Raw genomic sequence first — 26148 nt, forward strand, 5'->3', positions numbered from 1 at the left:
GCACGGTTCGTACGAACCGTGCCGGGCCCTTTCCTGTGGCCGCGGCGGCCCCCGCGAGAGATGATCCGGGCATGAGCGACTCCGCACGGGACCCCGGGCGGGTGTCCCCCCAGCCGGACGGGCCGGAGGCCGGCCCGGGCGCCGGGCCGCCCGGCACCGCCGCCGTACGCCTCGGCACCCCCACCGGCCGGTGGGTCGTGCTGACGACCGTCCTCGGCTCGGGCATGGCGCTGCTCGACAGCACCGTCGTCAATGTCGCGCTGCCCCACATCGGCCGGGACCTGGGCGCCGACCTCGCCGCCCTCCAGTGGACGGTCAACGCCTACATGCTCACCCTCGCCGGGCTGATCCTCCTCGGCGGCTCGCTGGGCGACCGCTACGGCCGCCGCCGGGTGTTCGTGATCGGCGTGGTGTGGTTCGCCCTGGCCTCGCTGCTGTGCGGCATCGCGCCCGACGTCCGGGTGCTCATCGCCGCCCGGGCCCTCCAGGGCGTCGGCGGCGCGCTGCTCACCCCGGGCTCGCTCGCGGTGCTCCAGGCGGTCTTCCACCCCGACGACCGGGCGGCCGCGGTGGGCGCCTGGTCGGGCCTGGGCGGGGTGGCCGCGGCCGTCGGCCCGTTCGTCGGCGGCTGGCTGGTGGACGGGCCCGGCTGGCGCTGGGTGTTCCTGATCAACCTTCCGCCCGCCGCCCTGTGCGTCCTCGTCGCCCGGCGGCACGTCCCCGAGACCAGGGACCCCACGGCCCACGGCCGCTTCGACGCCGCCGGCGCCGCGCTGGGCGCGCTCACCCTCGCCGCCGTGACCTACGCGCTGATCGCCGCCCCCGACAAGGGCCTCTCGGCCTGGGTGATCGTCCCCGCGGTCGCGGGCGTCCTGCTGGGGGCGGCCTTCCTCCGGGTCGAGCGGCGGCGGCCCGATCCGATGCTGCCGCTCGGGATCTTCCGCGTCCGGCTGTTCTCGTCCGTCAACGTCGTCACGTTCTTCGTCTACGCGGCCTTCAGCGGCTTCTTCTTCCTCTCCGTCCTCCAGCTCCAGGTCGTCGTCGGCTGGTCCGCCCTGGAGGCCGGCACGGCCCTGCTGCCCACGACCGTGCTGATGCTGCTGCTGTCCTCCCGCTCCGGCCGAATAGCGCAGCGCGTCGGGCCGCGCCTCCCGCTCACGGTCGGGCCGCTGCTGTGCGCGGTGGGCATGCTGCTGATGACGCGCGTCGGGCACGGCGCCTCCTACTGGCGGGACGTGCTGCCCCCGCTCGTCGTCCTCGGCCTGGGCATGGTCACGCTGGTCGCGCCGCTCACCGCCACGGTCCTGGCCTCCGTCGACGTGGCCCGGGCCGGGCTGGCCAGCGGCATCAACAACGCCGCCGCCCGGGCCGCCGGACTGATCGCCGTGGCCGCGCTGCCGCTGGCGGCGGGCATGGGACCGGACGCCTACCGGGACCCGGCGGCCTTCTCCGGCGCGTTCGGCCCGGCCATGGTCTACTGCGCCGGAGCGCTGGTCATCGGCGCCGGAATCGCCTGGTGGACGATCCGCGAGCCGAAACCGGCGTCCTGCCACCCGGAGTGCGCCTTCCACTGCGGGGTGACCGCGCCGCCGCTGGACCCGGGGGACGCCGCCGGTAACGCGGAACGATGACCCCGAGGGGACCTCCGGCACCGCGCACGGCTGCGGCAGACTGGGCCCCATGTCCATTCACGAGAACCTGCTCGGGGGACCGCCCCCGACCCACCTGCCCGACGACCCCGAGCCGCGCGAGCTCCTCGCCTCCGGCGCGGCCCCCGCCGACGTCGCCGCCAAGTACCCGTCGTCCTCGCTGGCCTGGGCGCAGCTCGCCGACGACGCGTACGAGGCCGGCCGCACCGTCGAGTCGTACGCCTACGCCCGCACCGGCTACCACCGCGGCCTCGACGCGCTGCGCCGCAGCGGCTGGAAGGGCCACGGCCCGGTGCCCTTCGAGCACGAGCCCAACCGCGGCTTCCTGCGCGCCCTCCACGCCCTCGCCCGCGCCGCCCAGGCGATCGGCGAGCAGGAGGAGTACGAGCGGTGCAGCCAGTTCCTCCGCGACAGCTCCCCGACGGCCGCCAGCACCCTGGGCTGACGCTTGCCCGGACACCGCCCACGGCTCTTGCCGTGGGCGGTGTCCGGGACGCAAGATGCGCACAGGGGACCGGGGCTCCGATGCCGACGGGAAGGGGCGGACCGCTACCCGGGAGCACTCTGCGAGGAGTCCGCGATGCCGCACGCCCCCACCGCCCCCCACCTCGACTTCGAGGGCACGACCCCGTACGAGGCCTACGTCCGCGCCGAGGTCCTCACGAACCTTCAGAAGCCGCTCTCCAGCGACCCCGGCGAGATGGTCTTCCTCGTCACCACCCAGGTCATGGAGCTGTGGTTCACGGTCGTCGTCCATGAGTGGGAGACCGCCGCCCGCGCCCTGCGCGAGGACGAACTGCCCGTCGCGATGGCCGCGCTCAAGCGGTCCACGTACGAGCTGGCGGCGCTCAACTCCTCCTGGGAGCCGCTCGCCCATCTGACGCCCACCCAGTTCAACTCCTACCGCGCCGCCCTGGGCGAGGCGTCCGGCTTCCAGTCGGCGACCTACCGCCGCCTGGAGTTCCTGCTCGGCGAGAAGTCCCCCGCGATGCTCGTCCCCTACCGGGGCGCGCCGCGCGTCCACGCGGAGCTGGAGAAGGCCCTCCACGCGCCCGGTCTCTACGACGAGGCGCTGGGCTGGCTGGCCCGGCGCGGCCACGCGATACCCGCCGCCGTCCTCGACCGCGACCTCGCCACGCGCTACACGAGCGACCCGGCCGTCGAGGACGTCTGGCACCGCGTCTACGCGGGCGACCAGAACACCGACGAGTGCCGGCTCGGCGAGGCCCTCACCGAGGTCGCGGAGCTGGTGTGGCGCTGGCGCAACGACCACCTCGTCGCCACGAGACGCGCCATGGGCGCCAAGGTGGGCTCGGGCGGCTCGGCCGGGGTCGCCTGGCTGGAGAAGCGGGCCGGGAAGCATGTCTTCCCCGAACTGTGGACGGCGCGAAGCCGTGTCTGACCCAGGGACGTTACGCGGGGAAGCCGCCGCCCTCGACGCCGCCGACGCGCTGCGCGCCAAGCGCGCGGAGTTCGTCCTCGACGACGACACCGTCTACCTCGACGGGAACTCCCTCGGTGCCCTCCCGCGCGCCGTCCCCGCCCGCCTGGCCGATGTCGTCGGGCGCGAGTGGGGGCGGCTGCGCATCCGGTCGTGGAGCGAGTCCGGCTGGTGGACCGCGCCCGAGCGGGTCGGCGACCGCGTCGGGCGGCTCGTCGGGGCCGGGCCCGGCCGGATCGTCGTGGGCGACTCCACGAGCGTCAACGTCTTCAAGGCCGTCGTCGCCGCCGTCCGCATGGGGGAGGGCGCGGGGGCCGGGGGCCGGGCCAGGGACGAGATCCTCGTCGACGCGGGCACCTTCCCCACGGACGGCTACATCGCCGCCTCCGCGGCCCGGCTGACCGGCTGCCGGATCCGTGCCGTCCCCGTCGGCGACCTCGCCGCCGCGGCCGGCCCCCGCACCGCCGTGGCCCTCGTCAACCACGTCGACTACCGCACCGGCCGCCTCCACGACCTGCCCGCCCTCACGGCCGCCGTGCACGCCACCGGGGCGCGGATCGTCTGGGACCTGTGCCACAGCGCGGGTGCGCTGCCCGTCGGCCTGGACGCGCACGGCGTGGACCTCGCCGTCGGCTGTACGTACAAGTACCTCAACGGCGGCCCCGGGGCGCCCGCCTTCCTCTACGTCCGGCGGGACCTCCAGCCCCGCTTCGACTCCCCGCTGCCCGGCTGGAACTCCCACGCCGACCCCTTCGGCATGGCCCCCGACCACACCCCGGCCGGCGGCCCGCAGTGCGGCCGTGTCGGCACCCCGGACATCCTCTCCCTGCTCGCGCTGGACGCGGCCCTGGACGTCTGGGAGGACGTCGACCTCACGGCCGTACGGGCCAAGAGCCTCGCCCTCACCGACTTCTTCCTGCGCTGCGCGGAGGCGTACGTACCGGCCGGCCGGGTCGTGTCCGTCACGCCCGTCGCGCACGCGGAACGGGGGAGCCAGGTGGCCCTGAAGGCCGCCCCGGCCGAGGCCGCCGCGGGGACCATGGCCGAGCTCGTCCGCCGTGGCGTGGTCGGCGACCACCGCCCCCCGGACCTCCTCCGCTTCGGCTTCACCCCGCTGTACACGACCTTCGGCGAGGTGGAGCGGGCGGCGCGGACGCTGGGGGAGGTGCTGGGGGACGTCCTCACGTAGTACTTGAGACGGACCCCCGGAGATCCGCTGACAAGCGGACGACGTCTCCGTTCTCGTTGCCTACGGTTGATGTGTGACCAAGACGCATGACACGAACGGCCTGCGCAGCGAGATGCGCCTCCTGGAGAGCGCCACCGACGAGATACGCAAGGACCTGTTCACCGACGCCTTCGCCTTCCGGCCGCTGCCGCCGCTCGGCGACGGAAGCGCGCTGGTCCGCATGGCCCCCTTGGGCCTGGGCCGCTATACGCGCTGGCTGCCGCACACACTGGTCACCGCCTTCGCGGGGCTGGTCGCGCTGGGCACCCTGACCGAGCGGCCGAGCATGTCCGGCCTGGTCCTCGCGCTGTTCGTGGCCGTCCCCCTGGTGACCACGCTGCTGCGGCCCGTCGGCGCCTGGTGGCTGTCGATCGGCGCGGCCTTCGTCACCGCCGTGACCATCGGCGGCGGGCCCTGGACCCCCGGCGGCTACATCTCCCACGTCGCCGTCATGGTGCTCGTCACCATCCGTACCCGCCCCCGGCTGGCCGCCGAGATGTGGCTGATCACCATGGCCTTCCAGGTGTTCGTCTCCTTCGCCGGCAGCTACGGCATCCGCAGCGACGTCTTCGAGATGTCCGTGCTCTCCGGCGTGCTGCTCTTCGCCGTGGCCGCCGTGCGCGCCATGCGCGAGTCCAAGCGGGAGGTCGCCCAGCAGGTCGCCGTCACCCAGGTCGAGCGGTCGCGGCGGACCGTGCTGGAGGAGCGCACCACCATCGCCCGCGAGCTCCACGACGTCGTCGCCCACCACATGTCCGTGGTCGCCATCCAGGCCGAGGCCGCGCCCTACCGCGTCCAGGACACCCCGCCCGAGCTGGCCGCCGCCTTCGCCACCATCCGGGAGAACGCCGTGGCCGCCCTCACCGAGCTGCGCCGCGTCCTCGGCGTCGTACGGTCCGAGAACCCGGACGCCTTCGCCGCCCCCGAGGCCCCGCAGCCCACGCTCGCCGACCTCGACGGGCTGCTGGACAACGTCCGCTCCGCCGGGCTCCCCGTCGACCGGGTCACGACCGGCTCGGTCCGGCCGCTGCCGCAGGGCGTGGAGCTGTCCGCGTACCGCATCGTCCAGGAGGCGCTCAGCAACGTGCTGCGCCACGCGCCCGGCGCCACGGCCCGGATCGAGGTCTCCTACGTCCTCGGCGGGCTCGGCCTGCGGATCGTCAACGGCCGCCCCGACCGCCTCGCCAAGCCCTCCCCGGGCGCCGGCCACGGCGTCCTCGGCATGCGCGAGCGCGTCACGATGCTCGGCGGCGAGATGACGGCGGAGCCCACCCACGACGGTGGCTTCGAGGTCGTCGCCTTCCTCCCCGTCGCACCGGGCGGGGCCGCCGTATGACCATCCGTGTGCTGATCGTCGACGACCAGATGATGGTCCGCGAGGGCTTCTCCGTCCTGCTGGGCGCCCAGCCCGACATCGAGGTGATCGGGGAGGCCGTGGACGGCCTCGACGCCGTCCGCAAGGTCGCCGAGCTGCGGCCGGACGTGGTGCTCATGGACATCCGCATGCCCAACATGAACGGCCTGGAGGCGACCCGCGAGATCGTCGCCGCCGACTCGGGCGCGAAGGTGCTGGTGCTCACCACCTTCGACCTGGACGAGTACGTCTACCAGGCGCTGCGCTCCGGGGCGAGCGGCTTCCTGCTGAAGGACGCCTCCGCCCGCCAGCTCGCCGACGGCGTGCGCGTCGTCGCCGACGGCGAGGCGCTGCTGGCGCCCACGGTCACCAAGCGGCTGATCCAGGAGTTCTCCCGCCTGGGCACCCCCAAGGCCCCCACGCCGGAGCGCGTCGGCGACCTCACGGAGCGGGAGACGGAGGTGCTGGTGCTGGTCGCCCAGGGGCGCTCGAACGCGGAGATCGCGGAGCATCTGGTGGTGGCGGAGTCGACGGTGAAGACGCACGTCAGCCGGATCCTGGTGAAGCTCGGCCTGCGGGACCGGACGCAGGCGGCCGTCTTCGCGTACGAGGCGGGCCTGGTCCGGCCGGGCGGCTGACACCCCCGGGCATCCCACTCCGCCGCGCTACTCCCGTGGCAGCGTCAGCCCCCACGCGTCCCCCACCGCCGTCCACGTCCGGGTGCGTACCGGCCCCCGGACGCGGTTGTCGGCGCGGTAGCGGAAGTCCGGGCCGGAGACCGTGACCGTGCGGGCCAGGACCCGCAGCGGGGCGCCCGCGGGGTCGCCCGCGTGGACGACGACCTCGGCCAGGCCGTCCACGGCCGTCACCGCGACCCGCCCGACCGGCCGGTCGAGGTCGGCCAGCACCTCCCCGTCCGCCTCCACCCGCAGCCGCGTCGCCGAGGGCAGCGGATGCCGCCCGGCCGCCGCCGGCCCGGACAGCAGTGTCAGGGCCGTACGGGCGGTCCGGGCGGCCGGCGTCCACCACGACTGATGCCCGCCGGGGCCCCCGTCCGGCCCGCCCCCGGGCGCGGGGACCACCGCCCCCGCCGGCGTGCTCCGGTCGTCCGCCCGTCCCGCCCGTACGGCCCCGGCGGGCGCCCAGAGGCCGCCCAGGACGACGCCGTCGCTCTCGTCGGCCAACAGGCCCAGCCGCCGCTCCGCGCCGTCCAGCACCGCCCTGGCGGCCGCCACGGTCCCCAGGGGGACGCCCAGCACCCGGGCCACCGACACCGCGGGGAGCGCGCCGACGGGCACCCACGCCAGCGGGGCGTCCGCCAACTCGCGGCGGCGGTGGAGCAGGCCCACAATTCGCAGCAGGGCCCGGTCGTCGCCGATCACGACGATCCGTCGCCGTCCGCGCCGGGCGACGGCGCGCGCCACCTCCTCCGGACCGCCCGGGAGACAGATTTTGGCCACCGCTCCGGCGCACAGCACATCCCTCGCGATCCGCGTGGACTCGCCGTCCACACGCCTGGCGACCGGGTCGATGACGACGAGCAGCTGCGCTCCGCTCGGGTCTGGAGCCGACACCTTCGTCCTTCCTCAGGTAATCTCTCGGTGCAAGAGCCCCTGTCGTTGTTGCGCCAGGGGCTTCGTCTATCCGGGGCACCGGTTCGACGGCTCTAGCGGTGGTGAGCGCCCGTATCACGCGGGCGGCAGGCCACCTGTGCACGTTGGACATGCCCCGCCCGGAAGGGGTGTACGCCTGTGCCCGCACTTGTGCTGCTCGGTGCTCAGTGGGGTGACGAGGGCAAGGGAAAGGCCACCGACCTCCTCGGTGGATCCGTCGACTACGTGGTGCGCTACCAAGGTGGCAACAACGCCGGCCACACGGTCGTCGTGGGTGACCAGAAATACGCGCTTCACCTTCTCCCTTCCGGAATCCTCTCGCCGGGGTGCACCCCGGTCATCGGCAACGGTGTCGTGGTCGACCCGGCTGTCCTGCTCTCCGAGCTGAGCGGGCTGAACGAGCGCGGCGTCGACACGTCCAAGCTGCTGATCAGCGGTAACGCGCACCTGATCACGCCCTACAACGTCACCCTCGACAAGGTGGGCGAGCGCTTCCTCGGCAAGCGCAAGATCGGCACCACCGGCCGGGGCATCGGCCCGACCTACGCCGACAAGATCAACCGCGTGGGCATCCGGGTTCAGGACCTCTACGACGAGTCGATCCTGACCCAGAAGGTCGAGGCGGCCCTGGAGCTGAAGAACCAGCTCCTGGCCAAGCTCTACAACCGCCGCGCCATCGACCCGGCGAAGATCGTCGACGGCCTGCTGGACTACGCCGACCAGATCAAGCCCTTCGTCGCCGACACCACGCTGATCCTGAACAACGCCATCGACGAGGGCAAGGTCGTCCTCTTCGAGGGCGGCCAGGGCACGCTGCTCGACGTCGACCACGGCACGTACCCCTTCGTCACCTCCTCGAACCCGACCGCGGGCGGCGCCTGCACGGGTGCGGGCGTGGGCCCGACGAAGATCAACCGCGTGATCGGCATCCTGAAGGCGTACACCACGCGCGTCGGCGCCGGCCCGTTCCCGACCGAGCTGTTCGACAAGGACGGCGAGGCGCTGCGCACCATCGGTGGCGAGCGCGGTGTCACCACCGGCCGTGACCGCCGCTGCGGCTGGTTCGACGCCGTCATCGCCCGCTACGCCACGCGCGTCAACGGCCTGACGGACTTCTTCCTCACCAAGCTCGACGTGCTGACCGGCTGGGAGCAGATCCCGGTCTGCGTCGCGTACGAGATCGACGGCAAGCGCGTCGAGGAGCTGCCCTACAGCCAGACCGACTTCCACCACGCGAAGCCGATCTACGAGATGCTGCCGGGCTGGACCGAGGACATCTCCAAGGCCAAGACCTTCGCCGAGCTGCCGAAGAACGCCCAGGCGTACGTCAAGGCGCTGGAGGAGATGTCGGGCGCGCCGATCTCCGCGATCGGCGTCGGCCCGGGCCGTGACGAGACGATCGAGATCAACTCCTTCCTCTCGTAATCCCGGTCGTACGCGTCGTACACAAGGGCGCCCCGGCGGCTTCGAGCCGTCGGGGCGCCCTTTGCGTTTGCTTCAGCCCGTCTTGCTGTAGACCAGCGAGGCGTCCTTGGTGCCGGAGTCGGTGAAGTCGCGCCGCATCCGGTTGTCCGGCAGCAGGGTCAGGCTGGACGGGGAGCCGGGCTGGCAGGCGGACGACGGGTTCGCCTGGGTGACGGTCGACGGCCCCAGGCGCAGGGAGCCCCCGCCGCCCCCGGTCACCGCGGCGTGCCACCGGCAGGTGTAGGACGTGCCGTCGGAGAGGGTGCCGCTGCCCTGGATGGTGACGTCCCCCGTGACGGTGATGATCCGGTAGTTGGGGCCCGCGCCGCTGTCGAAGGTGGTCTGCCAGGTGCCGGAATACCCCGGGTACTCCCCGGCCGGGGTGGGGTCCTTGGTGGTCGGGTTGTCCGTGGGCGGCGTGGGGTCGGTCCTGGGCGGGGTGCTCCGCCCGGAGGGCGAGTCCGGCGCGGAGGAGGGCCCCGGCGCCGGGGCGGAGGACGACGTGCCGGAGGCCTGGCCGCTGGTCTTGGTGTCCCGGTTGAGCAGGTACACCGTCCCGCCGCCCGTCAGCAGTCCGGCGGCCACGATCAGGGCCACGAGGTAGGGCGTCTTCGAGTGGCGCTGCGGCCCGCCGTACGGGCCGTACGCGCCCGGCACGGGCGTCTCCGGCGTGTGCGGCGGCATCGGCTGGTGGTGCGGCGGGTACGCGCCGCCCTGCGCGGTGAGCGTGGGCGGGTCCGCCGGCCGGCCGCCCGGGGGCGGCCCTACGTGGGTGGGCGGCTCGGCCGCCGGGGGTATGGGCTCGGCGACCGTCGGCGGGTGGCCGGTGGTACGCGTCGGCTCCTCCACCTCCAGGAGGCTGATCGCGTGCCGGCCGAGCTGGGCGACGAGACCGCCGGGCAGCCAGGGCTCGGCGGACCGCAGGTCCTCCAGCTGGTCCTGGACCCCGGTGCGGGCCAGGACCTCCGCGGGCGTCGGCCGGTCGCCGGGCTCCTTGGCGAGGCACGCCGCGATCAGCGGACGCAGCCCGTCCGGCACCTCGGCGAGCTCCGGCTCCTCGTGGACGATCCGGTACATCACGGAGTGCACGGCGCTGTCGGCCGCGCCGAAGGGCATCCGGCCGCCCGCCGCGTACGCCAGCACCGAGCCGAGGCCGAAGACGTCGCTCGCCGGGGTGATCGCGTCGCCGCGCACCTGCTCGGGCGACATGAAGCCCGGGGAGCCGACGGTCGCGCCGGTACGGGTGAGGCCGGCGCCGGTGACGGTCTCCAGGGCCCGGGCGATGCCGAAGTCGATGACGCGGGGCCCGTCGAGGGTGATCAGCACGTTCGACGGCTTGAGGTCGCGGTGGACGATCCCGGCGGCGTGCACCGACTGGAGGGCACGGGCGAGCCCCGCGCCGAGAATCCTGACGGACCGCTCCGGCAGCGGCCCGAAGTCACGGTCGACGACCCGGCCCAGCGAGGGCCCGGCGATATAGCCGGTGGCCACCCAGGGCACGGCCGCCTCGGTCTCCGCGTCCAGCACGGGCGCGGTCCACTCGCCGCCCACCCGCCGCGCCGAGCGCACCTCCTGGGCGAACCGGCGGCGGAACTCCTCCTGTCCCGCCAGCTCCGGGCGGACCACCTTCACCGCGACCGTGCGGCCCCGGCCGGAACGGGCGAGATAGACCCGGCCCATCCCGCCCTCGCCCAGCCGCCCCAGCAGCCGGTACGAGCCGAGTGTGCGCGGGTCCTCCGGCGACAGACCTTCGATGCCGTCCATGCCGGCACTCCTTCCCCCATGTTTCACGGCGGAGAATACCGACACGGCAAAGGGCCGGGTATCCGCACGGCGAAATCGCCGATACCCGGCCCGCGAACGGGGCGCGCGATCCTGCCGGACGCGCCGGTTCGGACGGCGGTCGGACGTCGTGGGACGCCGGTCAGGCGTCGGTCAGACGTCGACCCGGGAGGGGAGGATGTTCTCCGCCTGCGGACCCTTTTGTCCCTGGGTGATGTCGAAGGTGACCTTCTGCCCCTGCTGGAGCTCCCGATAACCCTGGGTGGAGATGTTGGAGTAGTGGGCGAAGACGTCGGCGCCGCCGCCGTCCTGCTGGATGAAGCCGAACCCCTTTTCCGAGTTGAACCACTTCACGATGCCGGTAGCCAAACTGATCGATCTCCTTATTGGGGGCGCACGGCGGAATTCCGTACTCCAGGAAAAACGCAAGTGCGCCCGAGATCATGGACCTTCAGGCGCACATGACAAATGGGACCAATACTGCAACCGCGAAAGACCGTAGCAGGAGGAAACCGCCGAATGTGGATTTCCCGCACGGCGATTTGCGGGGGCGTTCACCGGCCGGACGGCCCACTCGGCACTGTGTCCACGGGCGCGCCCGGCGGCCGACACAGTGCCGGTACCCGGGCCCGGCCCGGCTCCCTAGGCTCGGCCCGACAGCGCCTGCCGAGCAATCGATCAGAGGTCACGCCCGTGAGCACGCAGCCCGTTCCCACCGACGCCGCGGCGGTCAAGGCCGCCGACCGCGCCCACGTCTTCCATTCCTGGTCCGCGCAGGGCCTCATCGACCCACCGGCCGTGGCCGGCGCCGAGGGCTCGTACTTCTGGGACTACGACGGCAACCGCTACCTCGACTTCTCCTCCCAGCTCGTCAACACCAACATCGGCCATCAACACCCCAAGGTCGTCGCCGCGATCCAGGAGCAGGCGGCCCGGCTGTGCACGATCGCGCCGGGCTTCGCCGTGGACGTACGCTCCGAGGCCGCGCGACTGATCGCCGGGCGGACCCCCGGCGACCTCGACAAGATCTTCTTCACCAACGGCGGCGCGGAGGCCGTGGAGAACGCCGTCCGGATGGCCCGGCTGCACACCGGCCGCCCCAAGGTGCTCAGCGCCTACCGCTCGTACCACGGCGCCACGGCCGCCGCGATCAACCTGACCGGTGACCCGCGCCGTTGGCCCTCCGACACGGCCTCGGCCGGCGTGGTGCGCTTCTGGGGCCCGTTCCGCTACCGCTCGCCGTTCCACGCGGAGAGCGAGGAGCAGGAGTGCGAGCGCGCGCTGCGGCACCTGGAGGACACCATCGCCTTCGAGGGGCCGGGCACGATCGCCGCGATCATCCTGGAGACCGTGCCCGGCACCGCCGGGATCATGGTCCCGCCGCCCGGCTACCTCCCGGGCGTCCGGGCGCTGTGCGACCGGTACGGCATCGTCCTGATCCTCGACGAGGTCATGGCCGGCTTCGGGCGGACGGGCCGCTGGTTCGCCGCCGACCACTTCGGGGTCGTCCCCGATCTGCTGACCTTCGCCAAGGGCGTCAACTCCGGCTACGTTCCGCTCGGCGGCGTCGCCATCTCGGCGGAGATCGCCGCCACCTTCGAGGAACGGCCCTACCCCGGCGGGCTCACCTACTCCGGCCACCCGCTGGCCTGCGCCTCCGCCGTGGCGACGATCAACGCGATGGACGGGGAGGGAATCGTCGAGAACGCGGCGCGCATCGGCGAGGACGTCCTCGGCCCCGGCCTGCGCGAGCTCGCCGAGCGCCACCCGTCCGTCGGCGACGTCCGCGGCCTCGGCGTCTTCTGGGCCGTCGAACTCGTCCGCGACCGCCGCACCCGCGAGCCGCTGGTGCCGTACGCGGCGACGGGCGAGGCGAACGCGCCGATGGCCGCCGTCACGGCGGCGATCAAGGCGGCGGGCCTCTGGCCGTTCGTGAACATGAACCGGGTGCACGTGGTGCCGCCGTGCACCATCACGGACGAGGAGACGAAGCAGGGCCTGGCGGCCCTCGACGAGGCCCTCACGGTCGCGGACCGGTACGCGGCCTGACGGCCGGCGGCCCCGCCCGGCTCCCCGGGCGGGGCCGTACCGCCGGTACCCACTCCCACAGCGCGCACACAGCATCAGGTACCGTTCACCGTCCCGTGCGCCCGGTCATACCGCCCGACGTCGGCCCTCGCCTATGGTTGCGAGGGCCGTTCGCATGCCAGGCGTGCGGCCACGGAAAGGGAGACGAAGGACCAATGCCAGGCAGCGAGGCTGTCAAGCGCACGACGCTGCGCTCACAGATCGCCGAAGCCCTGCGCGACGAGGTCATCGCGGGGCGGCTCCCGTCGGGGCGGCAGTTCACCGTCAAGGAGATCGCCGAGCAGTACGGGGTCTCGGCCACCCCTGTCCGCGAGGCGCTGCTCGACCTCTGCTCACAGGGCCTGCTCGACGTCGAGCTCCACAAGGGCTACCGGGTGCGCGAGTTCTCGCACGCCGACTTCCGCGACATGATCGAGGCCCGCACGCTCGTCGTCGAGGGCATGTTCCGGCGCTCCGCCGAGCAGGCGCTGCTCCAGGCCACCCCGGAGGCGCTGGCCTCCGTGCGCCGCCGGGCCGACGAGGCCGCGCGGGCGGCCCTCGCGGGCGATCTCGACATCCTCATCGGCTACGACCTCCGCTTCTGGCGGGAGATGGCCGGGCTCGTAGGAAACCCCTACATATCCGACTTCCTGGACCGGCTCCGGGTACAGAGCTGGATCTTCACCGTCCCGCTGCTGCGCCACCTCGGCGACCTCCGGGGACGGCTGTGGCACCGGCACGCCGAGCTGGCGGAGGCCATCGCCTGCCGGGACGTCGAGCGGGCCCAGCGGATCGTCGTCGCGTACAACCGCCACACGCTGGAGCTGATCGAGGCCCTGAACCAGACATAAGTCCGGTATGTCTGGTAGGTCCGGTAATTCCGTTCGACGGCTGATCGATGCACTACGCATAGGGTTTCGTGATCCGCTCGCAGTCGTCGACACAACGGAATGTGATGCGCAATGAAGATGACGCCGGTCCCGCCCGCCGCGGCCGACGAGGAGGACGGGGGCGCCATCGGGCTGTCGGTGATCGTCCCGGCCTACAACGAGGAGGACCGGCTCGCGCCCACGCTCAAGGCGGTCCGCGCCCACCTCGATGCCGGCCCCGACCCGGTCGCGTGGGAACTGATCGTCGTCGACGACGGCTCGACCGACGCCACGGCGGCCGTCGCCGAGGCCGCCGCCGCCGAGGAGCCCCGCGTCCGGCTGCTGCGCACCCCCGCCAACCGGGGCAAGGGCCACGCCGTACGCACCGGCGTCCTCGCCTCGCGCGGCCGCCGCGTCCTGATAACCGACGCCGACCTGGCCACGCCCATCGAGGAACTGGCGCTCCTGGAGCACCGGATGGACGACGGTGCCACCGCCGCCGTGGGCTCCCGCGCCCTGCCCGGCTCCCGGATAGCCGTCCGGCAGCACGCGCTGCGCGAGACCATGGGCCGGATCGGCGCCCGGCTGATCCGCGCCGCCGCCGTCCCCGGCATACGCGACACCCAGTGCGGCTTCAAGCTCTTCGACGGCGACAAGGTCCGTACCGCCTTCTCCCGCTCCCGGCTGGACGGCTGGTCCTACGACTTCGAGATACTGCGGTACTTCCACCGGCAGGACTGGGCGGTCGCCGAGGTGCCCGTGCGCTGGGCCCATCAGCCCGGTTCGAAGGTCCGGCCCCTCGCCTACCCCCGTGTCCTCGCCGACCTCGTGCGCGTCCGCTGGCTCGCGCGGAGCCGGACGGACGGCCCGGCGCGGATCGCGATACCCGCGCTCTTCCTCCTCCTGAGCCTCCTCCTCTACGCGGGGCTGTGGAGCGACCCGGCCGGCCGCTATCTGATCGACTCGGACCAGGACCAGCAGCAGTGGGAATGGTTCTTCGCCGTCACCGCCGACAACGTCGCGCATCTGCGCAATCCGCTCTTCAGCGCCCTCCAGAACTTCCCGCTCGGCGTCAACCTCATGGCGAACACCGCCATGCTGGGCCTGTCCATCCCCCTCGCACCGCTCACCCTGGCCTTCGGCCCCCAGTTCACCTGGGCCGTCGTGCTCACGGGCGGGCTCACGGCGACGGCCTGCGCCTGGTACTGGCTGCTGGCCAGACGCTTCACCCGCTCCCGCTGGGCGGCCGCGCTCGGCGGCGGCTTCTGCGCCTTCGCGCCACCGATGATCTCGCACGGCAACGCCCACCCCAACTTCGTGGTGCTGTTCATGATGCCGCTGATCATCGACCGGCTGCTGCGGCTCTGCGGGGGCCGGCGGACCGTGCGCGACGGCGTCGTCCTCGGCCTCTTCCTCGCCTACCAGGTCTTCCTCGGCGAGGAGGCCCTGCTGCTGGCCGCCACCGGCCTCCTCCTCTTCGCCCTCGGCTACGCGGCCGCCTCCCCGCACGTGGCCGCGGCCGTCGCCCGGCCCCTGCTGCGCGGCCTCGGCATCGCCGCCCTCGTCTCCCTGCCGCTGGTGATCGTCCCCCTGGCCTGGCAGTTCGACGGCCCGCAGAGCTACAGCAGCGTGCTGCACGGACAGGCGGGCAACCACCCCATGGCGCTCCTGGAGTTCGCCACCCGCTCACTGGCCGGGGACGGGTCGGTCGCCGCGTCGCTCTCCTTCAACCGGACCGAGGAGAACGCCTTCTTCGGCTGGCCCCTGATCGCCGTCACCGTCGCCCTCGTCGTCCACCTCAAGGCCCGGCCGGCCGTACGCGCCCTCGGCTTCACCGCGCTGGCCGCCGCCGTCCTCTCCCTCGGCCAGAACATCCCGCTGCCGGGCACCGACAGGACGCTCCCCGGACCGTGGCGGCTGCTGGCGGACGCGCCGCTCTTCGAATCGGTCATCGAGGCCCGGATGGCGATGGTCTGCGTCCCCGCCGTCGGCATCCTCCTCGCCCTCGCCTGCGACCGGCTCGCCGAGCGGCGGGAGCGCAGCGAGCGCGAGAGCTCCCGCCGGGTCATCGGCTGCGCCGCCCTCGCCGCCGCCCTCCTGCCGCTGCTGCCGACCCCCTACCGCACCGTCGAGCGCGACCCGGCGCCCGCGTTCTTCGCCGACGGCACCTGGCGGGAGCACGTCCGCGACGGGCACTCGCTGGTGCCCGTACCGGTGCCCGGCCCCAAGGAGACCGCCGCCCTCGGCTGGCAGATCGACGCGGGCCTCGGCTTCTCGTTCCCCGGCGGCTACTTCAACGGGCCCTACGGCCCCGACCGGATCGGCATCTACGGCCCCGCGTGGCGCGCCACCTCCGAACTGCTGCACAAGGTCCAGGAGACCGGCCGGGTGCCCGACGTCGGGGAGCCGCAGCGCCGGGCGTTCCAGGAGGACCTCGCCTTCTGGCGCGCCGACGCGCTCGTCCTCCCCGACCAGCGGCAGCACAGCGCCGAGCTGCGGACGGCCGTCACCCGGCTGACGGGCGAGGAGCCCCGCTGGATCGGCGGCACGTGGGTGTGGGACGTGCGCGTGGACCGTTGACCCGGGGCCGACGGCTCCGGGCCGGCCGGCTCCGGGGCCGAAGCCGGCCGGAAGCCAAGCGGATTCGGCGCGTCTACGTCTACCGGCCCGGTATGACAACCGGCTGAGCGGCACTACTCTGGCCCGACCACCCGACCATCGGACGGGAAGGCGATGACGAGAGTGAGCTCACGTGGCCTGTGACCTGTGGCTGGTGCCCCTAGTCGACGTGCTCTGCCACAGCCCCGACAACCCCTTCGCCGACGAGATCGCCGCCTACGACAAGGCACTCGGGGAGGCGGGGCTGCCCCCGGTACCCGTCTTCGGCTATATGCCGGGCCTCTCCGGGGACGTGGCACCCGTCGCGGGCTTCGACTACGACGCCCTGCACTTCCTGCGCCGCGCCCATCTGCTGAACCTCTGTGGCCTCGCCGTCACTCCGGTGGATGAACTCGGCGGGGACTACGAGCAGTTGCTGGAGATGTTCGAGAGCACGGCGCAGCAGTCGCACCTGGTCTGGCACTACGACCACGCGGGGGCGTACGTGCCGGTGGACTTCCCGCATCCGCTGTCCAACGACGAACTCCTCGAAGGCGGCGGGCCGCTGGGATCCAGCCACGGCCTGCTGCGCGAACTCCACGCCGTGGCACCGGTCCTGGGCATCGACCCCGACAACCCACCGGCCCCGCCGACGCCGCCCGACCACCCCACGACCCTGGAGGAACGCGCGGCCCCGGGCCCCCACGACGACAGCCCGTTCGCCAGGGAACGCCACGTCTGGCTGGGGCTCCACGCGGCGGCGACGCGGAGCCTGGGGCAGGGGTCGATGATCGTCTTCAGCTGAGCCGTTCGGGCTGAATTCAGCCCCTCCGGCGCTTGAGGAGGAAACGGTGAAAGGGCGGGACCGGGGCCTCAACCCCCACCCCGCCCCACCGTGCGGCACCCGCTACCGAGGCGACTCGGGTGGCCGCTGCCGCGGCATGTTCGGCCGAGTATGCGGCGGCATCGGAAACCGCCCCACCGGCCCGGAATCCGTCCGAGGACCCCACGCCACCAACGACTGCGTCAGCAACGGCGCCGGCCCCGCCCGGAACTCCACCATCCAGTCCGCCGTCTCGGCCCGGACGAGCTCCGAAACGTCCTCGGAGAACCGCCGCAGCACGGTGAGACAGCGCTCGGCCGCCTCACTCGCCGTGCCCTCCGTCGGCCCGAGCACCTCGCGCACGCACTCCGACGCCCAGTCGAACTGGAGCACCTCCAGCCGCCGCTGCACCGCCTGCGCCGTGGCCACGCCCCGCATCCACCCGGACGTCAACCCGAAGTACCGGTCGCAGGCCACACAGGCCACCGCGCCCAGCAGCGCCAGGAACGCCCACGCGGAGCCGGTGCGCAGCACCTTGGTGAGCTCCAGCAGCGGCAGGGCCGCGCCGACAACCGCGCAGCACGCCGCCGCCAGCCGCAGCCCGCGCGCCCAGCGGCGTTTCCACGCCCGGTCGGTGAGGTACCAGTCGGCCAGGTTCAGCGCGCCGCCCTCGACCCATCTGTAGAGCTCGTCCAGTCGCTCGGCGGGCTCTCCCCAGTCCCCGAGCGGGAACGTCCGGCCGCGCAGGTCGCCCCGGTGCTGCCCTGCCGGGGGGTTCCCCTGCTCCCGCGGGAGCCCCTCGGGCTGCATCTCAGGCTGGCTCACCCTGCACTCCCTCTCCGCCGTGTGCCGTGATCGCAGTGATCGCAGCATCCTTCCTACCGCCGAACGGTTGGCGTTGGGCGCAAGATCCAGCCTTTTCCGTCCGTAAGTGCGCCGACATCAGGTATAGGAGGCGAGGGGCTCTCACCCGAAAGAGTGCACGCCGGTCGAGGCGTGGACGCCGAACGGGCGGCGAAACGTTCTGACGAGAGGCTCCGGCGAGAGGTCCCCGCGATCTCCCCACGAGAGGTTCCTACGACTGTCGTGCCCACCCCGAGTCGTAGTGATCCACAATCGAGGCAATAGGGTGAGGGGGTGAAGGTCCTCGTCATCGGCGGCGGCGCCCGCGAACACGCCCTGTGCCGCTCCCTGTCCCTCGACCCCGACGTCACCGCGCTGCACTGTGCCCCCGGCAACGCCGGGATCGCCGAGGTCGCCGAGACGCACCCCGTGGACGCGCTGGACGGCGCGGCCGTCGCGGAGCTCGCCGCGTCGCTGCGCGCCGACCTCGTGGTCATCGGCCCGGAGGCGCCGCTGGTCGCGGGTGTCGCGGACGCCCTGCGCGAGCGCGGCTTCCCGGTCTTCGGCCCCTCGGCCGAGGCCGCGCGGCTGGAGGGCTCCAAGGCCTTCGCCAAGGACGTCATGGCCTCGGCGAACGTGCCCACCGCCCGCGCCTACGTCTGCGCCACCCCCGAGGAGGTCGACGAGGCGCTGGACGCCTTCGGCCCCCCGTACGTGGTCAAGGACGACGGCCTGGCGGCCGGCAAGGGCGTCGTCGTCACCTCGGACCTGGCCGCCGCCCGTGAGCACGCGCTGGCCTGCGGCCGCGTGGTGATCGAGGAGTACCTGGACGGCCCCGAGGTCTCCCTCTTCGCGATCACCGACGGCGAGACCGTGCTGCCCCTGACGCCCGCGCAGGACTTCAAGCGGGCCCTGGACGGCGACGAGGGCCCGAACACCGGCGGCATGGGCGCCTACTCCCCGCTGCCGTGGGCCGCCCCCAAGCTGGTCGACGAGGTCATGGAGAGCGTGCTCCAGCCCACCGTGGACGAGCTGCGCCGCCGGGGCACGCCGTTCTCCGGGCTGCTCTACGCGGGGCTGGCGATGACCTCGCGCGGGGTGCGGGTCATCGAGTTCAACGCGCGCTTCGGCGACCCGGAGACCCAGGTCGTCCTGGCCCGGCTGAAGACCCCGCTGGCCAGCGTCCTGCTGAACGCGGCCACCGGCAACCTGGCCGCCGAGCCGCCGCTGAACTGGAGCGACGACGCGGCCGTGACGGTCGTCATCGCCTCGCACAACTATCCCGGCACCCCGCGCACGGGTGACCCGATCGAGGGACTGGCGGAGGCCGCCGAGGTCGACAAGGCGCATGTCCTCCACGCGGGCACCCGGCGGGACGAGGACGGGCGCGTGGTGAGCGCGGGCGGCCGGGTGCTGTCCGTCACGGCCACGGGCGCGGACCTGGCCGCCGCGCGGACCCGCGCCTACGAGGCCGTCTCCCGGATCCGGCTGGACGGCTCCCACCACCGCACGGACATCGCGGAGAAGGCCGCGTCGGCCTGAGCCTCTGACGCCGGCCTGACGACCGGCGGAGGAGCGGCAGAGGAACGGCGACGAAAAGCGGGCGGAGAAAACGGGCGGAAACGGCCCGTCCGCCCGTGCCGCCGCCGCCCAAAGCCATTCCATCGGGTGAGCGCTTGCCCAAGCGGCTGACGCACGCCCCACCCCCAACTAGGGTGCGGCGCAGGCCGGCTGCCGCGTGGCTGACTCGGCGGCCCGACCGGCCCACCGGCATTGCGATGTCAGAGGCCGGTGCCACAGTGGGGGAGGTAAGCAACGCACCTCGGCAGAGCACTACCGGCAACTGGGGGTGATCGGTCTCGTGGCAGGTCCCGAAGCAGGCGCGCCGACCGCGCGCGCCAGAGCCCTCGCGGTGCTGCGGGTGCGCGGCACGGCGCTGGCCGTGGCCCTGTTGCCGGCGGCGGCCGCCGTGGTGCTGGCGGTCGGCTCCGCGACGGGGCACATCGCCGACGGCTCCGTACCGGCGGCCGCCCGTCCGGCCGTCACCGCCGTCGCCGTGCTGGCCCTGGCGCTGGCCACCATGGTGGCCACCGTGGTGGCCCGGGCCCGTCCGGCCCTGAGCCCCACGGTCCCGATCCCCGAGGAGACGGCCCCGGACCTCTACCGGCTGGTGCGCGACCTCGCCGACCGGCTGGACGTCCCGGCGCCCTCCGCGATAGCCCTCACGCCCGACTGCGACAGCTGGCTGGAGGACCGCACCCACCCGGCGCACAGCCCCCCGCGCGGGTTCGCGCTGGTACGGGCGCGGGCGGTGGCCGCGCCGGTCCTGGTGATCGGCTCGCCGTTCCTGTGGTGGATGCGGGTCGCCGAGCTGCGCGCCCTGCTGGCGCCGGTCGTCGCGGGCACGGGCCCCGCCGCGCACCCCGACATAGCCGCCGCCCGCCGGTTCGTCCGGGGGCTGGACGCCGCCGTCGCCGTAGCGTCGGGCCGGCCCCACCTCGCCTTCGTCGGCTGGGTGGCCCGGCTGCTGCTGCGGTCCTGCCGCGAGCACGCGGCCGAGATGGAGCGCGGGGTGGCCGCGGCCGCCTCGGAGCGCGCCCAGGCGGTCGACTACGGCCTGCGCATCGTCGCCCAGGAGCAGGTCGGCCTCGCCTACGCCGGCTGGGACCGGCTGCTCAACCGCGTGGCCGTGCCCGCCTGGCGGATGGGCCGCTGGCCCTCCCGGCTGGACGCGGGCGTGGTCTCCGCGCTCACCGAGCTCTCCCGCCGCGACCGGCTGGCCGAGGGCTTCGCCTCCCGGCTGGGCGAGCGGCCCGCCTGCGACCTCCTGGAGGAGCCCGGGCTGATCGACGAGGCCGCCTCCCTGCTGGCCGCCCGGCTCTTCCACGGCGGCCCGGCCGAGCCCGGCCCCGGCTGGACGCCCGTCGCCTGGAGCCAGTACCCGGAGGAGGTCGTCGACCGCACCTGGCGCCTGGAGGCCGCCCGGCTGCACCGCGTCCTCGAGGACATCGCCGCCCGCGGCACCGCCCCCGGCGACCCCGCGCCGGCCGTCCCGCCCGGGCCGGACGTGCCGCCCGGCGCGCCCACGGTCGCCCGCGTCCTGGAACGGCTCGGCGGCCCGGGCGGCAGCGGCGTCGGCGAGGAGCTGGAGCTGCGGCTGAGCGCCGAGGTGGCGCGGGACGCCGCCCGCGAGGAGGCCGCCGCCCGGCGCGGCGCCTTCGGCACGGTGGCCGGCGGTTCCTGGGCCGGCGGCCTCGCCCCGCTCTTCCCCCTCCAGCCGCCGCGCAGCGGCCGCGAGCTGCTCGCCGACCACGTGACCGCCATGGTGTGCTGCGCCGCCGTGGACACCGCCGGGGCCGCCCCCGGCCTGGACTGGCTGGACGGCCCCGCCCTGCTCGTCGGCGGCACCCGCCGCGCCGGGCTGTCCCGTACGGTCCTGACCCTGATCGAGGACGGCGACGGCGAGCCGCTGCGGGCCTGGCTCGGCGAGGTCGGGGTCCGGATGGAGAAGCCCGTCAGGCTGATGTGAGGCCCGGACGGGTGACCCTCCGTGATGACGTAACACAGCGTAGGGGCCGAGCCATCACTTCCGGGGAATTTCCCGACGAACGGTGACGGTCCGGATGCGTCATGTGATCTGCTGGGAATCTGCCGGGAATCCGAAAAGGTATCCGCAGGCCCAGGGGAGGGAGCGCACATGGGGATGGACCAGATCCGCCGCTGGGAGTCCGGGGCACTCGCGCACGCCGTCTCGGACCCCTTCGGGCAGGGCCCGCTGCCCTGGCTGCGCGGCGGCGAGTTCTACTTCGACGGCACCGGGAAGATCATCCCCTGGTACGTCGACCCGGTGACCACCACGGCCGGCTCGCGGGTGCCGCCGCCCCGCAGGCCCGGCCCCCGGGCGGCCGACGACGTCCACTGCCAGATCAAGGGCTTCGCCACCGCCAGCGCCGTCGCCCCCGGCGAGGCCATCGACTTCCGGATCACCGTGGACCCGCCGCAGCAGTTCGCCGTCGACGTCTACCGCATCGGCCACTACGGAGGCGTCGGCGCCGCCAAGATCACCACCAGCCCCCGGCTGTCGGGCATCGTCCAGCCCCCGCCGCTCACCGTCGACCGCACGGTCTCCTGCCACCACTGGTGGCTCTCCTGGCGGCTCCAGATCCCGTCGTTCTGGAGCACCGGCGCGTATGTCGCCGTCCTCACCACCGCCGACGGCTACCGCAGCCACATCCCCTTCACCGTTCGCGACGGCAACCCCTCGGATCTGCTGCTGGTCCTCCCCGACATCACCTGGCAGGCCTACAACCTCTACCCGGAGGACGGCCGCACCGGCGCCAGCCTCTACCACGCCTGGGACGAGGAAGGCCGGCTCCTCGGCGAGGACGCCGCCGCCACCACGGTCTCCTTCGACCGCCCCTTCGCGGGCGCCGGCCTGCCGCTGCACGTGGGCCACGCCTACGACTTCATCCGCTGGGCCGAGCGCTACGGCTACGACCTCGCCTACGCCGAGACCCGCGATCTCCACACGGGGCGAATCGATCCGGCACGCTACCGGGGCGTCGTCTTCCCCGGCCACGACGAGTACTGGTCGGCCGAGATGCGCCGCACGGTGGAGAACGCCCGCGACTGCGGCACGTCCCTGGTCTTCCTCTCCGCCAACACCATGTACTGGCAGGTCGAGCTCGCCCCCTCGCCCGCCGGCCCCCACCAGTTGCTCACCTGCCGCAAACGCCGCGGCCCCGGCCGCTCCGCCCTCTGGCGCGACATGTCGCCCCCCGAGCAGCAGCTGCTCGGCATCCAGTACGCGGGCCGCGTCCCCGAGCCCGCCCCGATGGTCGTGCGCAACGCCGGCCACTGGCTCTGGGAGGCCACCGGCGCCGGCGAGGGCGACGAGCTCCCCGGCCTCGTCGCCGGCGAGGCCGACCGCTACTTCCCCCGTACGGCCCTGCCCGAGCACACCCGTCGCATCCTCCTCACCCACTCGCCCTACCTGGACGGCGAGGGCGCCAAGCGCCACCAGGAGACCTCGCTCTACCGGGCCCCCAGCGGCGCCCTCGTCTTCGCCTCCGGCACCTTCGCCTGGTCGCCCGCCCTCGACCGCCCCGGCCACACGGACACCCGCGTCCAGCGGGCCACGGCCAATCTCCTGGACCGCATCTGCAAACGAGCCTGACCCCTCCCGGTCGCCTGTCGGTGCCGTACGGCAGAATCGAGGTGTTTGGACAAACCACCAGGAGGCCGCGTGTCCGGATTCGTCGAGAAGCCCAAGCCCGTCGAGGTGCCGGGGCTGACGCACCTCCACACGGGCAAGGTCCGCGACCTCTACCGTGACGAGGCGGGCCGGCTGGTGATGGTCGCCAGCGACCGCATGTCCGCCTACGACTGGGTGCTGCCCACCGAGATCCCCGACAAGGGCCGCGTCCTCACCAAGCTCTCCCTGTGGTGGTTCGATCGCCTGGCCGACCTGGTGCCCCACCACGTCCTCTCCACGGACCTCCCGGACGGCGCCCCCGCCGACTGGGCCGGCCGCACCCTGATCTGCCGCTCCCTGGACATGGTCCCCGTCGAGTGCGTGGCCCGCGGCTACCTCACCGGCTCCGGCCTCGCCGAGTACCGCGAGACCCGCACCGTCTGCGGCCTCGCCCTCCCCGAGGGCCTGGGCGACGGCTCCGAGCTGCCCCTCCCGATCTTCACCCCCGCCACCAAGGCGGAGGTCGGCGAGCACGACGAGAACGTCTCCTACGAGGAGGTCGCCCGCCAGGTCGGCGCCGAAACCGCGGCGATCCTGCGCCAGACGACGCTCGCCGTCTACGGCCGGGCGCGCGACATCGCCCGCGACCGGGGCATCGTCCTCGCCGACACGAAGTTCGAGTTCGGCTTCGACGAGCACCGCGAGCTCGTCCTGGCCGACGAGGTCCTCACCCCGGACTCCTCCCGCTTCTGGCCCGCCGAAACCTGGTCCCCGGGCCGCCCCCAGCCCTCCTTCGACAAGCAGTACGTCCGCGACTGGCTGACCTCCCCGGGCTCCGACTGGGACCGCACGGGCGAACTCCCCCCGCCCCCCCTGCCGGAGAACGTGGTGGACCGGACGCGCGAGAAGTACGTGGAGGCGTACGAGCGACTGACCGGCACGAAGTGGGCGTGACGGCGGGCGCCGCCTGACCGAGGGGCCCAACCCCCCGGGTCCGGGCCCTAAGAGCCCTCTCAGAGAGGGCATGCCATCGTGGGGGCACGCACAAGATCCCGTACCCCGCCGGAGGCGCAATGCCTGACCCGACGCCCCCGACATCCGTCCTGGTCGTCGACGACGACCCCGACGTCCGGGCCGCCGTCGCCGACGGCCTCGCCGTCGAGGGCTACGCGGTCCGCGTCGCCGCCGACGGCCTGGAGGCGCTCTCCGCCGTCGCCGCCGCCCCGCCGGGGGCCATCGTGCTCGACCTCGCCATGCCCGTCCTCGACGGCCTCGCCGTCTGCCGCCGCCTCCGCGAGCTCGGCGACCGCACCCCCGTCCTCGTCCTGACCGCCCGCGACGCCGTCTCCGACCGCGTCGCCGGCCTGGACGCGGGGGCCGACGACTACCTCGTCAAACCCTTCGCCCTCGACGAGCTCCTGGCCCGCCTCCGGGCCCTGCTGCGCCGGGCCGCCCCGACGCCCGGCGCCGCCGACGCCCCGCCGGAGCTGGCCTTCGCCGACCTCACCGTCGACCCCCTCACCCGCACCGGCGAACGCGCGGGAATCGCCCTGGAGTTCACCCGCACCGAATTCGCGCTCCTGGAAGTGTTCCTGCGCCACCCCGGGCAGGTGCTGCCCCGCGAGGTGATCCAGGAACGGGTGTGGGGCGCCGACTTCGGGCCGGAGTCCAACTCCCTCGCCGTCTACATCGGCTACCTGCGCCGCAAGCTGGAGGCCGGCGGCGCCTCCCGCCTCGTCCACACCGTGCACGGCGTCGGCTACCGGCTGGCGGCCGGGAAATGACCGACGGCCCCGTACGAGGTCGCCGCCCCCTCCGCCACCTCCTCCGCCGTCGCCCCCTGCGCGCCCGCCTCGCCCTCGTCACCTCCGCCGCCGTCGCGCTCGTCGCGCTCGGCGTCCTGGGCGCGGCCTATGTCGTCATCCGCTACGAACTCGTCCGCCAGCTCGACATCCAGCTCAAGCAACAGGCCGGGCTGATCTCCCAGCAGACCCGCGGCGGCGCCGACAGCGGCGTCCTGTACGACCAGTGCGCCTGGCGCGCCGCCCCCGCCTGCGCCCAGATCGTCCGCGCCGACCCCGCCGCCCCCGGCCAGCGGGGTCTCGCGCTGCCCGTCACCGGGGCCACCCGCCGCGTCGCCGCCGGCACCCTCGGCGCGTACTACAGCGACATCGTCCACGACGGCCGGCCCATGCGGATGCTGACCACGCCCCTGCCGGGCCGGGACGGCCGCGCCCTGCAAGTGGCCGCCCGCTCCGACGTCGTCGACCAGGGCGTAAGTCAGGCCGGCTGGTACCTCGGCGCGGTCGGCGGCGTCGGGGTACTGCTCGCCGCGGCGCTCGGCTATGTGGTCTCACGGACCTCGCTGCGGCCCGTGACCCGGCTCACGGCCACCGCCGAACGCATCGCCGCCACCCGCGACCCGGCCCACCGCATCGAGCTGTCCCCGCATGAGGCCGGGCGCGAGGACGAGATCACCCGCCTCGCGGCCAGCTTCAACACCATGCTCGGCGAACTGGAGGAGGCCGTCGCCGCCCAGCGCCGCCTCGTGGCCGACGCCTCCCACGAACTGCGCACCCCGCTCACCGCGCTGCGCACCAACGCCGAGCTCCTCGCCCGTGCCGAGCGGCTCTCGCCCGCCCAGCGGGAGCGGGCCGCCGAGGGTCTGGGCCGGCAGATGCGCGAGGTGACCGGCATGGTCAACGACCTCATCGAGCTCGCCCGCGACGAGGAGCCGCGCCCGCTCGTCGAACAGGTCCGCCTCGACCTCCTCGCCGAGCGCTGCGCGGCCGTCGCGCGCGGCCACTGGCCGGGCGCGGTCTTCACGACGGACCTCGCCGAGGTCACGGTCCCGGGCGTACCGGCCCGGCTGGCGCGGCTGCTGTCCAACCTGCTCGACAACGCCGCCAAGTTCAGCCCGGCGGGAGCGATGGTCGAGACCCGGCTGGTCCGCGCCGCCGACGGTGCCGTCGATCTCACCGTCCGCGATCACGGGCCCGGGATCTCCGCCGAGGACCTGCCCCATGTCTTCGACCGCTTCTACCGTTCCCGGCAGGCCCGTGCCCTGCCCGGCTCCGGCCTCGGGCTCGCCATGGCCCGCCAGATCGCCCGCGCCCATGGCGCCGAGCTCACCGCTGAACGCCCCGAAGGCGGCGGCGCCCGCTTCCGGCTGCGTTTCCCTCCCACGGCGGGCTGAACGGGCCGAGAACGCCGAAGGCCCCAG

At 73.8% G+C, this 26148-nt stretch carries 21 protein-coding genes; 17 read left to right on the forward strand and 4 right to left on the reverse strand.

Features of this window, described 5'->3' with window-relative positions:
• Nucleotides 1–71 precede the first annotated feature (71 nt).
• The 6 genes from RM609_RS20490 (at nt 72) to RM609_RS20515 (ending at nt 6310) form a co-directional block, all read left to right on the forward strand.
• Nucleotides 72–1631, forward strand: coding sequence for an MFS transporter (locus RM609_RS20490; RefSeq protein ID WP_311612854.1), 1560 nt, complete (start codon nt 72–74; stop codon nt 1629–1631).
• A gap of 49 nt (nt 1632–1680) precedes the next feature.
• Nucleotides 1681–2094 (forward strand): DUF3151 domain-containing protein, encoded by a 414-nt coding sequence (locus RM609_RS20495; protein ID WP_311612855.1) that lies wholly within the window; start codon nt 1681–1683, stop codon nt 2092–2094.
• Nucleotides 2095–2229: 135 nt separating this feature from the next.
• Nucleotides 2230–3051 carry a tryptophan 2,3-dioxygenase family protein gene (locus RM609_RS20500; RefSeq protein ID WP_311612856.1) on the forward strand — a complete coding sequence of 274 codons (822 nt, stop codon included), beginning with the start codon at nt 2230–2232 and terminating at the stop codon, nt 3049–3051.
• Entirely contained in the window at nt 3011–4279 is a 1269-nt protein-coding gene (gene kynU, locus RM609_RS20505) for a kynureninase (RefSeq protein WP_311612858.1), read from the forward strand. The genes RM609_RS20500 and kynU overlap by 41 nt, the downstream gene beginning before the upstream one ends.
• Nucleotides 4280–4352: 73 nt before the next feature.
• On the forward strand, nt 4353–5654 hold the full coding sequence (locus RM609_RS20510; protein WP_438828489.1) for a sensor histidine kinase: 1302 nt from the start codon (nt 4353–4355) through the stop codon (nt 5652–5654).
• Nucleotides 5651–6310, forward strand: coding sequence for a response regulator (locus RM609_RS20515; RefSeq protein ID WP_311612860.1), 660 nt, complete (start codon nt 5651–5653; stop codon nt 6308–6310). The genes RM609_RS20510 and RM609_RS20515 overlap by 4 nt, the downstream gene beginning before the upstream one ends.
• Nucleotides 6311–6337: 27 nt before the next feature.
• Here the strand turns inward: RM609_RS20515 and RM609_RS20520 are convergent, their stop codons facing one another.
• Nucleotides 6338–7246, reverse strand: a complete 909-nt coding sequence (locus RM609_RS20520) for a diacylglycerol kinase (RefSeq protein ID WP_311612862.1) — start codon at nt 7244–7246, stop codon at nt 6338–6340.
• 177 nt (nt 7247–7423) lie between these two features.
• Between RM609_RS20520 and RM609_RS20525 the strand changes: the two genes are divergently transcribed.
• Nucleotides 7424–8710 carry an adenylosuccinate synthase gene (locus RM609_RS20525; RefSeq protein ID WP_311612864.1) on the forward strand — a complete coding sequence of 429 codons (1287 nt, stop codon included), beginning with the start codon at nt 7424–7426 and terminating at the stop codon, nt 8708–8710.
• 72 nt (nt 8711–8782) lie between these two features.
• On the opposite strand, the gene RM609_RS20530 is transcribed toward RM609_RS20525, so the two are convergent.
• Entirely contained in the window at nt 8783–10504 is a 1722-nt protein-coding gene (locus tag RM609_RS20530) for a serine/threonine-protein kinase (protein ID WP_438828492.1), read from the reverse strand.
• A 180-nt stretch (nt 10505–10684) separates the two neighbouring features.
• Complete coding sequence (locus RM609_RS20535; RefSeq protein WP_311612867.1) at nt 10685–10900, reverse strand: cold-shock protein; 216 nt, start codon at nt 10898–10900, stop codon at nt 10685–10687.
• 324 nt (nt 10901–11224) lie between these two features.
• On the opposite strand from RM609_RS20535, the gene RM609_RS20540 reads away from it, so the two are divergent.
• From RM609_RS20540 to RM609_RS20555, 4 genes are all read left to right on the forward strand, one after another.
• Nucleotides 11225–12580, forward strand: coding sequence for an aspartate aminotransferase family protein (locus tag RM609_RS20540; RefSeq protein ID WP_311612869.1), 1356 nt, complete (start codon nt 11225–11227; stop codon nt 12578–12580).
• A gap of 194 nt (nt 12581–12774) precedes the next feature.
• Complete coding sequence (locus RM609_RS20545; protein ID WP_311612870.1) at nt 12775–13449, forward strand: GntR family transcriptional regulator; 675 nt, start codon at nt 12775–12777, stop codon at nt 13447–13449.
• Between the two features lie 111 nt (nt 13450–13560).
• Nucleotides 13561–16047, forward strand: coding sequence for a dolichyl-phosphate beta-glucosyltransferase (locus RM609_RS20550; protein ID WP_438828490.1), 2487 nt, complete (start codon nt 13561–13563; stop codon nt 16045–16047).
• 172 nt (nt 16048–16219) lie between these two features.
• A complete protein-coding gene (locus RM609_RS20555) occupies nt 16220–16870 on the forward strand; it encodes a putative DNA-mimic protein (protein ID WP_311612871.1) in 651 nt (216 codons plus the stop codon).
• 102 nt (nt 16871–16972) lie between these two features.
• Here RM609_RS20555 and RM609_RS20560 read toward each other — a convergent pair whose 3' ends face one another.
• A complete protein-coding gene (locus tag RM609_RS20560; RefSeq protein WP_189455853.1) occupies nt 16973–17698 on the reverse strand; it encodes an SLATT domain-containing protein in 726 nt (241 codons plus the stop codon).
• A gap of 327 nt (nt 17699–18025) precedes the next feature.
• Here RM609_RS20560 and purD point away from each other — a divergent pair, with 327 nt between their 5' ends.
• From purD to RM609_RS20590, 6 genes are all read left to right on the forward strand, one after another.
• A complete protein-coding gene (gene purD / locus RM609_RS20565; RefSeq protein WP_311612873.1) occupies nt 18026–19273 on the forward strand; it encodes a phosphoribosylamine--glycine ligase in 1248 nt (415 codons plus the stop codon).
• A gap of 307 nt (nt 19274–19580) precedes the next feature.
• Entirely contained in the window at nt 19581–21260 is a 1680-nt protein-coding gene (locus RM609_RS20570; RefSeq protein WP_311612874.1) for a hypothetical protein, read from the forward strand.
• A gap of 168 nt (nt 21261–21428) precedes the next feature.
• Nucleotides 21429–22907 carry a N,N-dimethylformamidase beta subunit family domain-containing protein gene (locus RM609_RS20575; RefSeq protein WP_311612876.1) on the forward strand — a complete coding sequence of 493 codons (1479 nt, stop codon included), beginning with the start codon at nt 21429–21431 and terminating at the stop codon, nt 22905–22907.
• Between the two features lie 69 nt (nt 22908–22976).
• Nucleotides 22977–23879 carry a phosphoribosylaminoimidazolesuccinocarboxamide synthase gene (locus RM609_RS20580; RefSeq protein WP_311612878.1) on the forward strand — a complete coding sequence of 301 codons (903 nt, stop codon included), beginning with the start codon at nt 22977–22979 and terminating at the stop codon, nt 23877–23879.
• A 119-nt stretch (nt 23880–23998) separates the two neighbouring features.
• Complete coding sequence (locus RM609_RS20585; RefSeq protein ID WP_311612880.1) at nt 23999–24709, forward strand: response regulator transcription factor; 711 nt, start codon at nt 23999–24001, stop codon at nt 24707–24709.
• Nucleotides 24706–26121, forward strand: a complete 1416-nt coding sequence (locus tag RM609_RS20590; protein WP_311612882.1) for a sensor histidine kinase — start codon at nt 24706–24708, stop codon at nt 26119–26121. The genes RM609_RS20585 and RM609_RS20590 overlap by 4 nt, the downstream gene beginning before the upstream one ends.
• Nucleotides 26122–26148 lie beyond the last annotated feature (27 nt).

It is taken from the genome of Streptomyces hesseae (assembly GCF_031845785.1).
In the GTDB taxonomy this organism is placed as follows: Bacteria; Actinomycetota; Actinomycetes; order Streptomycetales; family Streptomycetaceae; genus Streptomyces; species Streptomyces hesseae.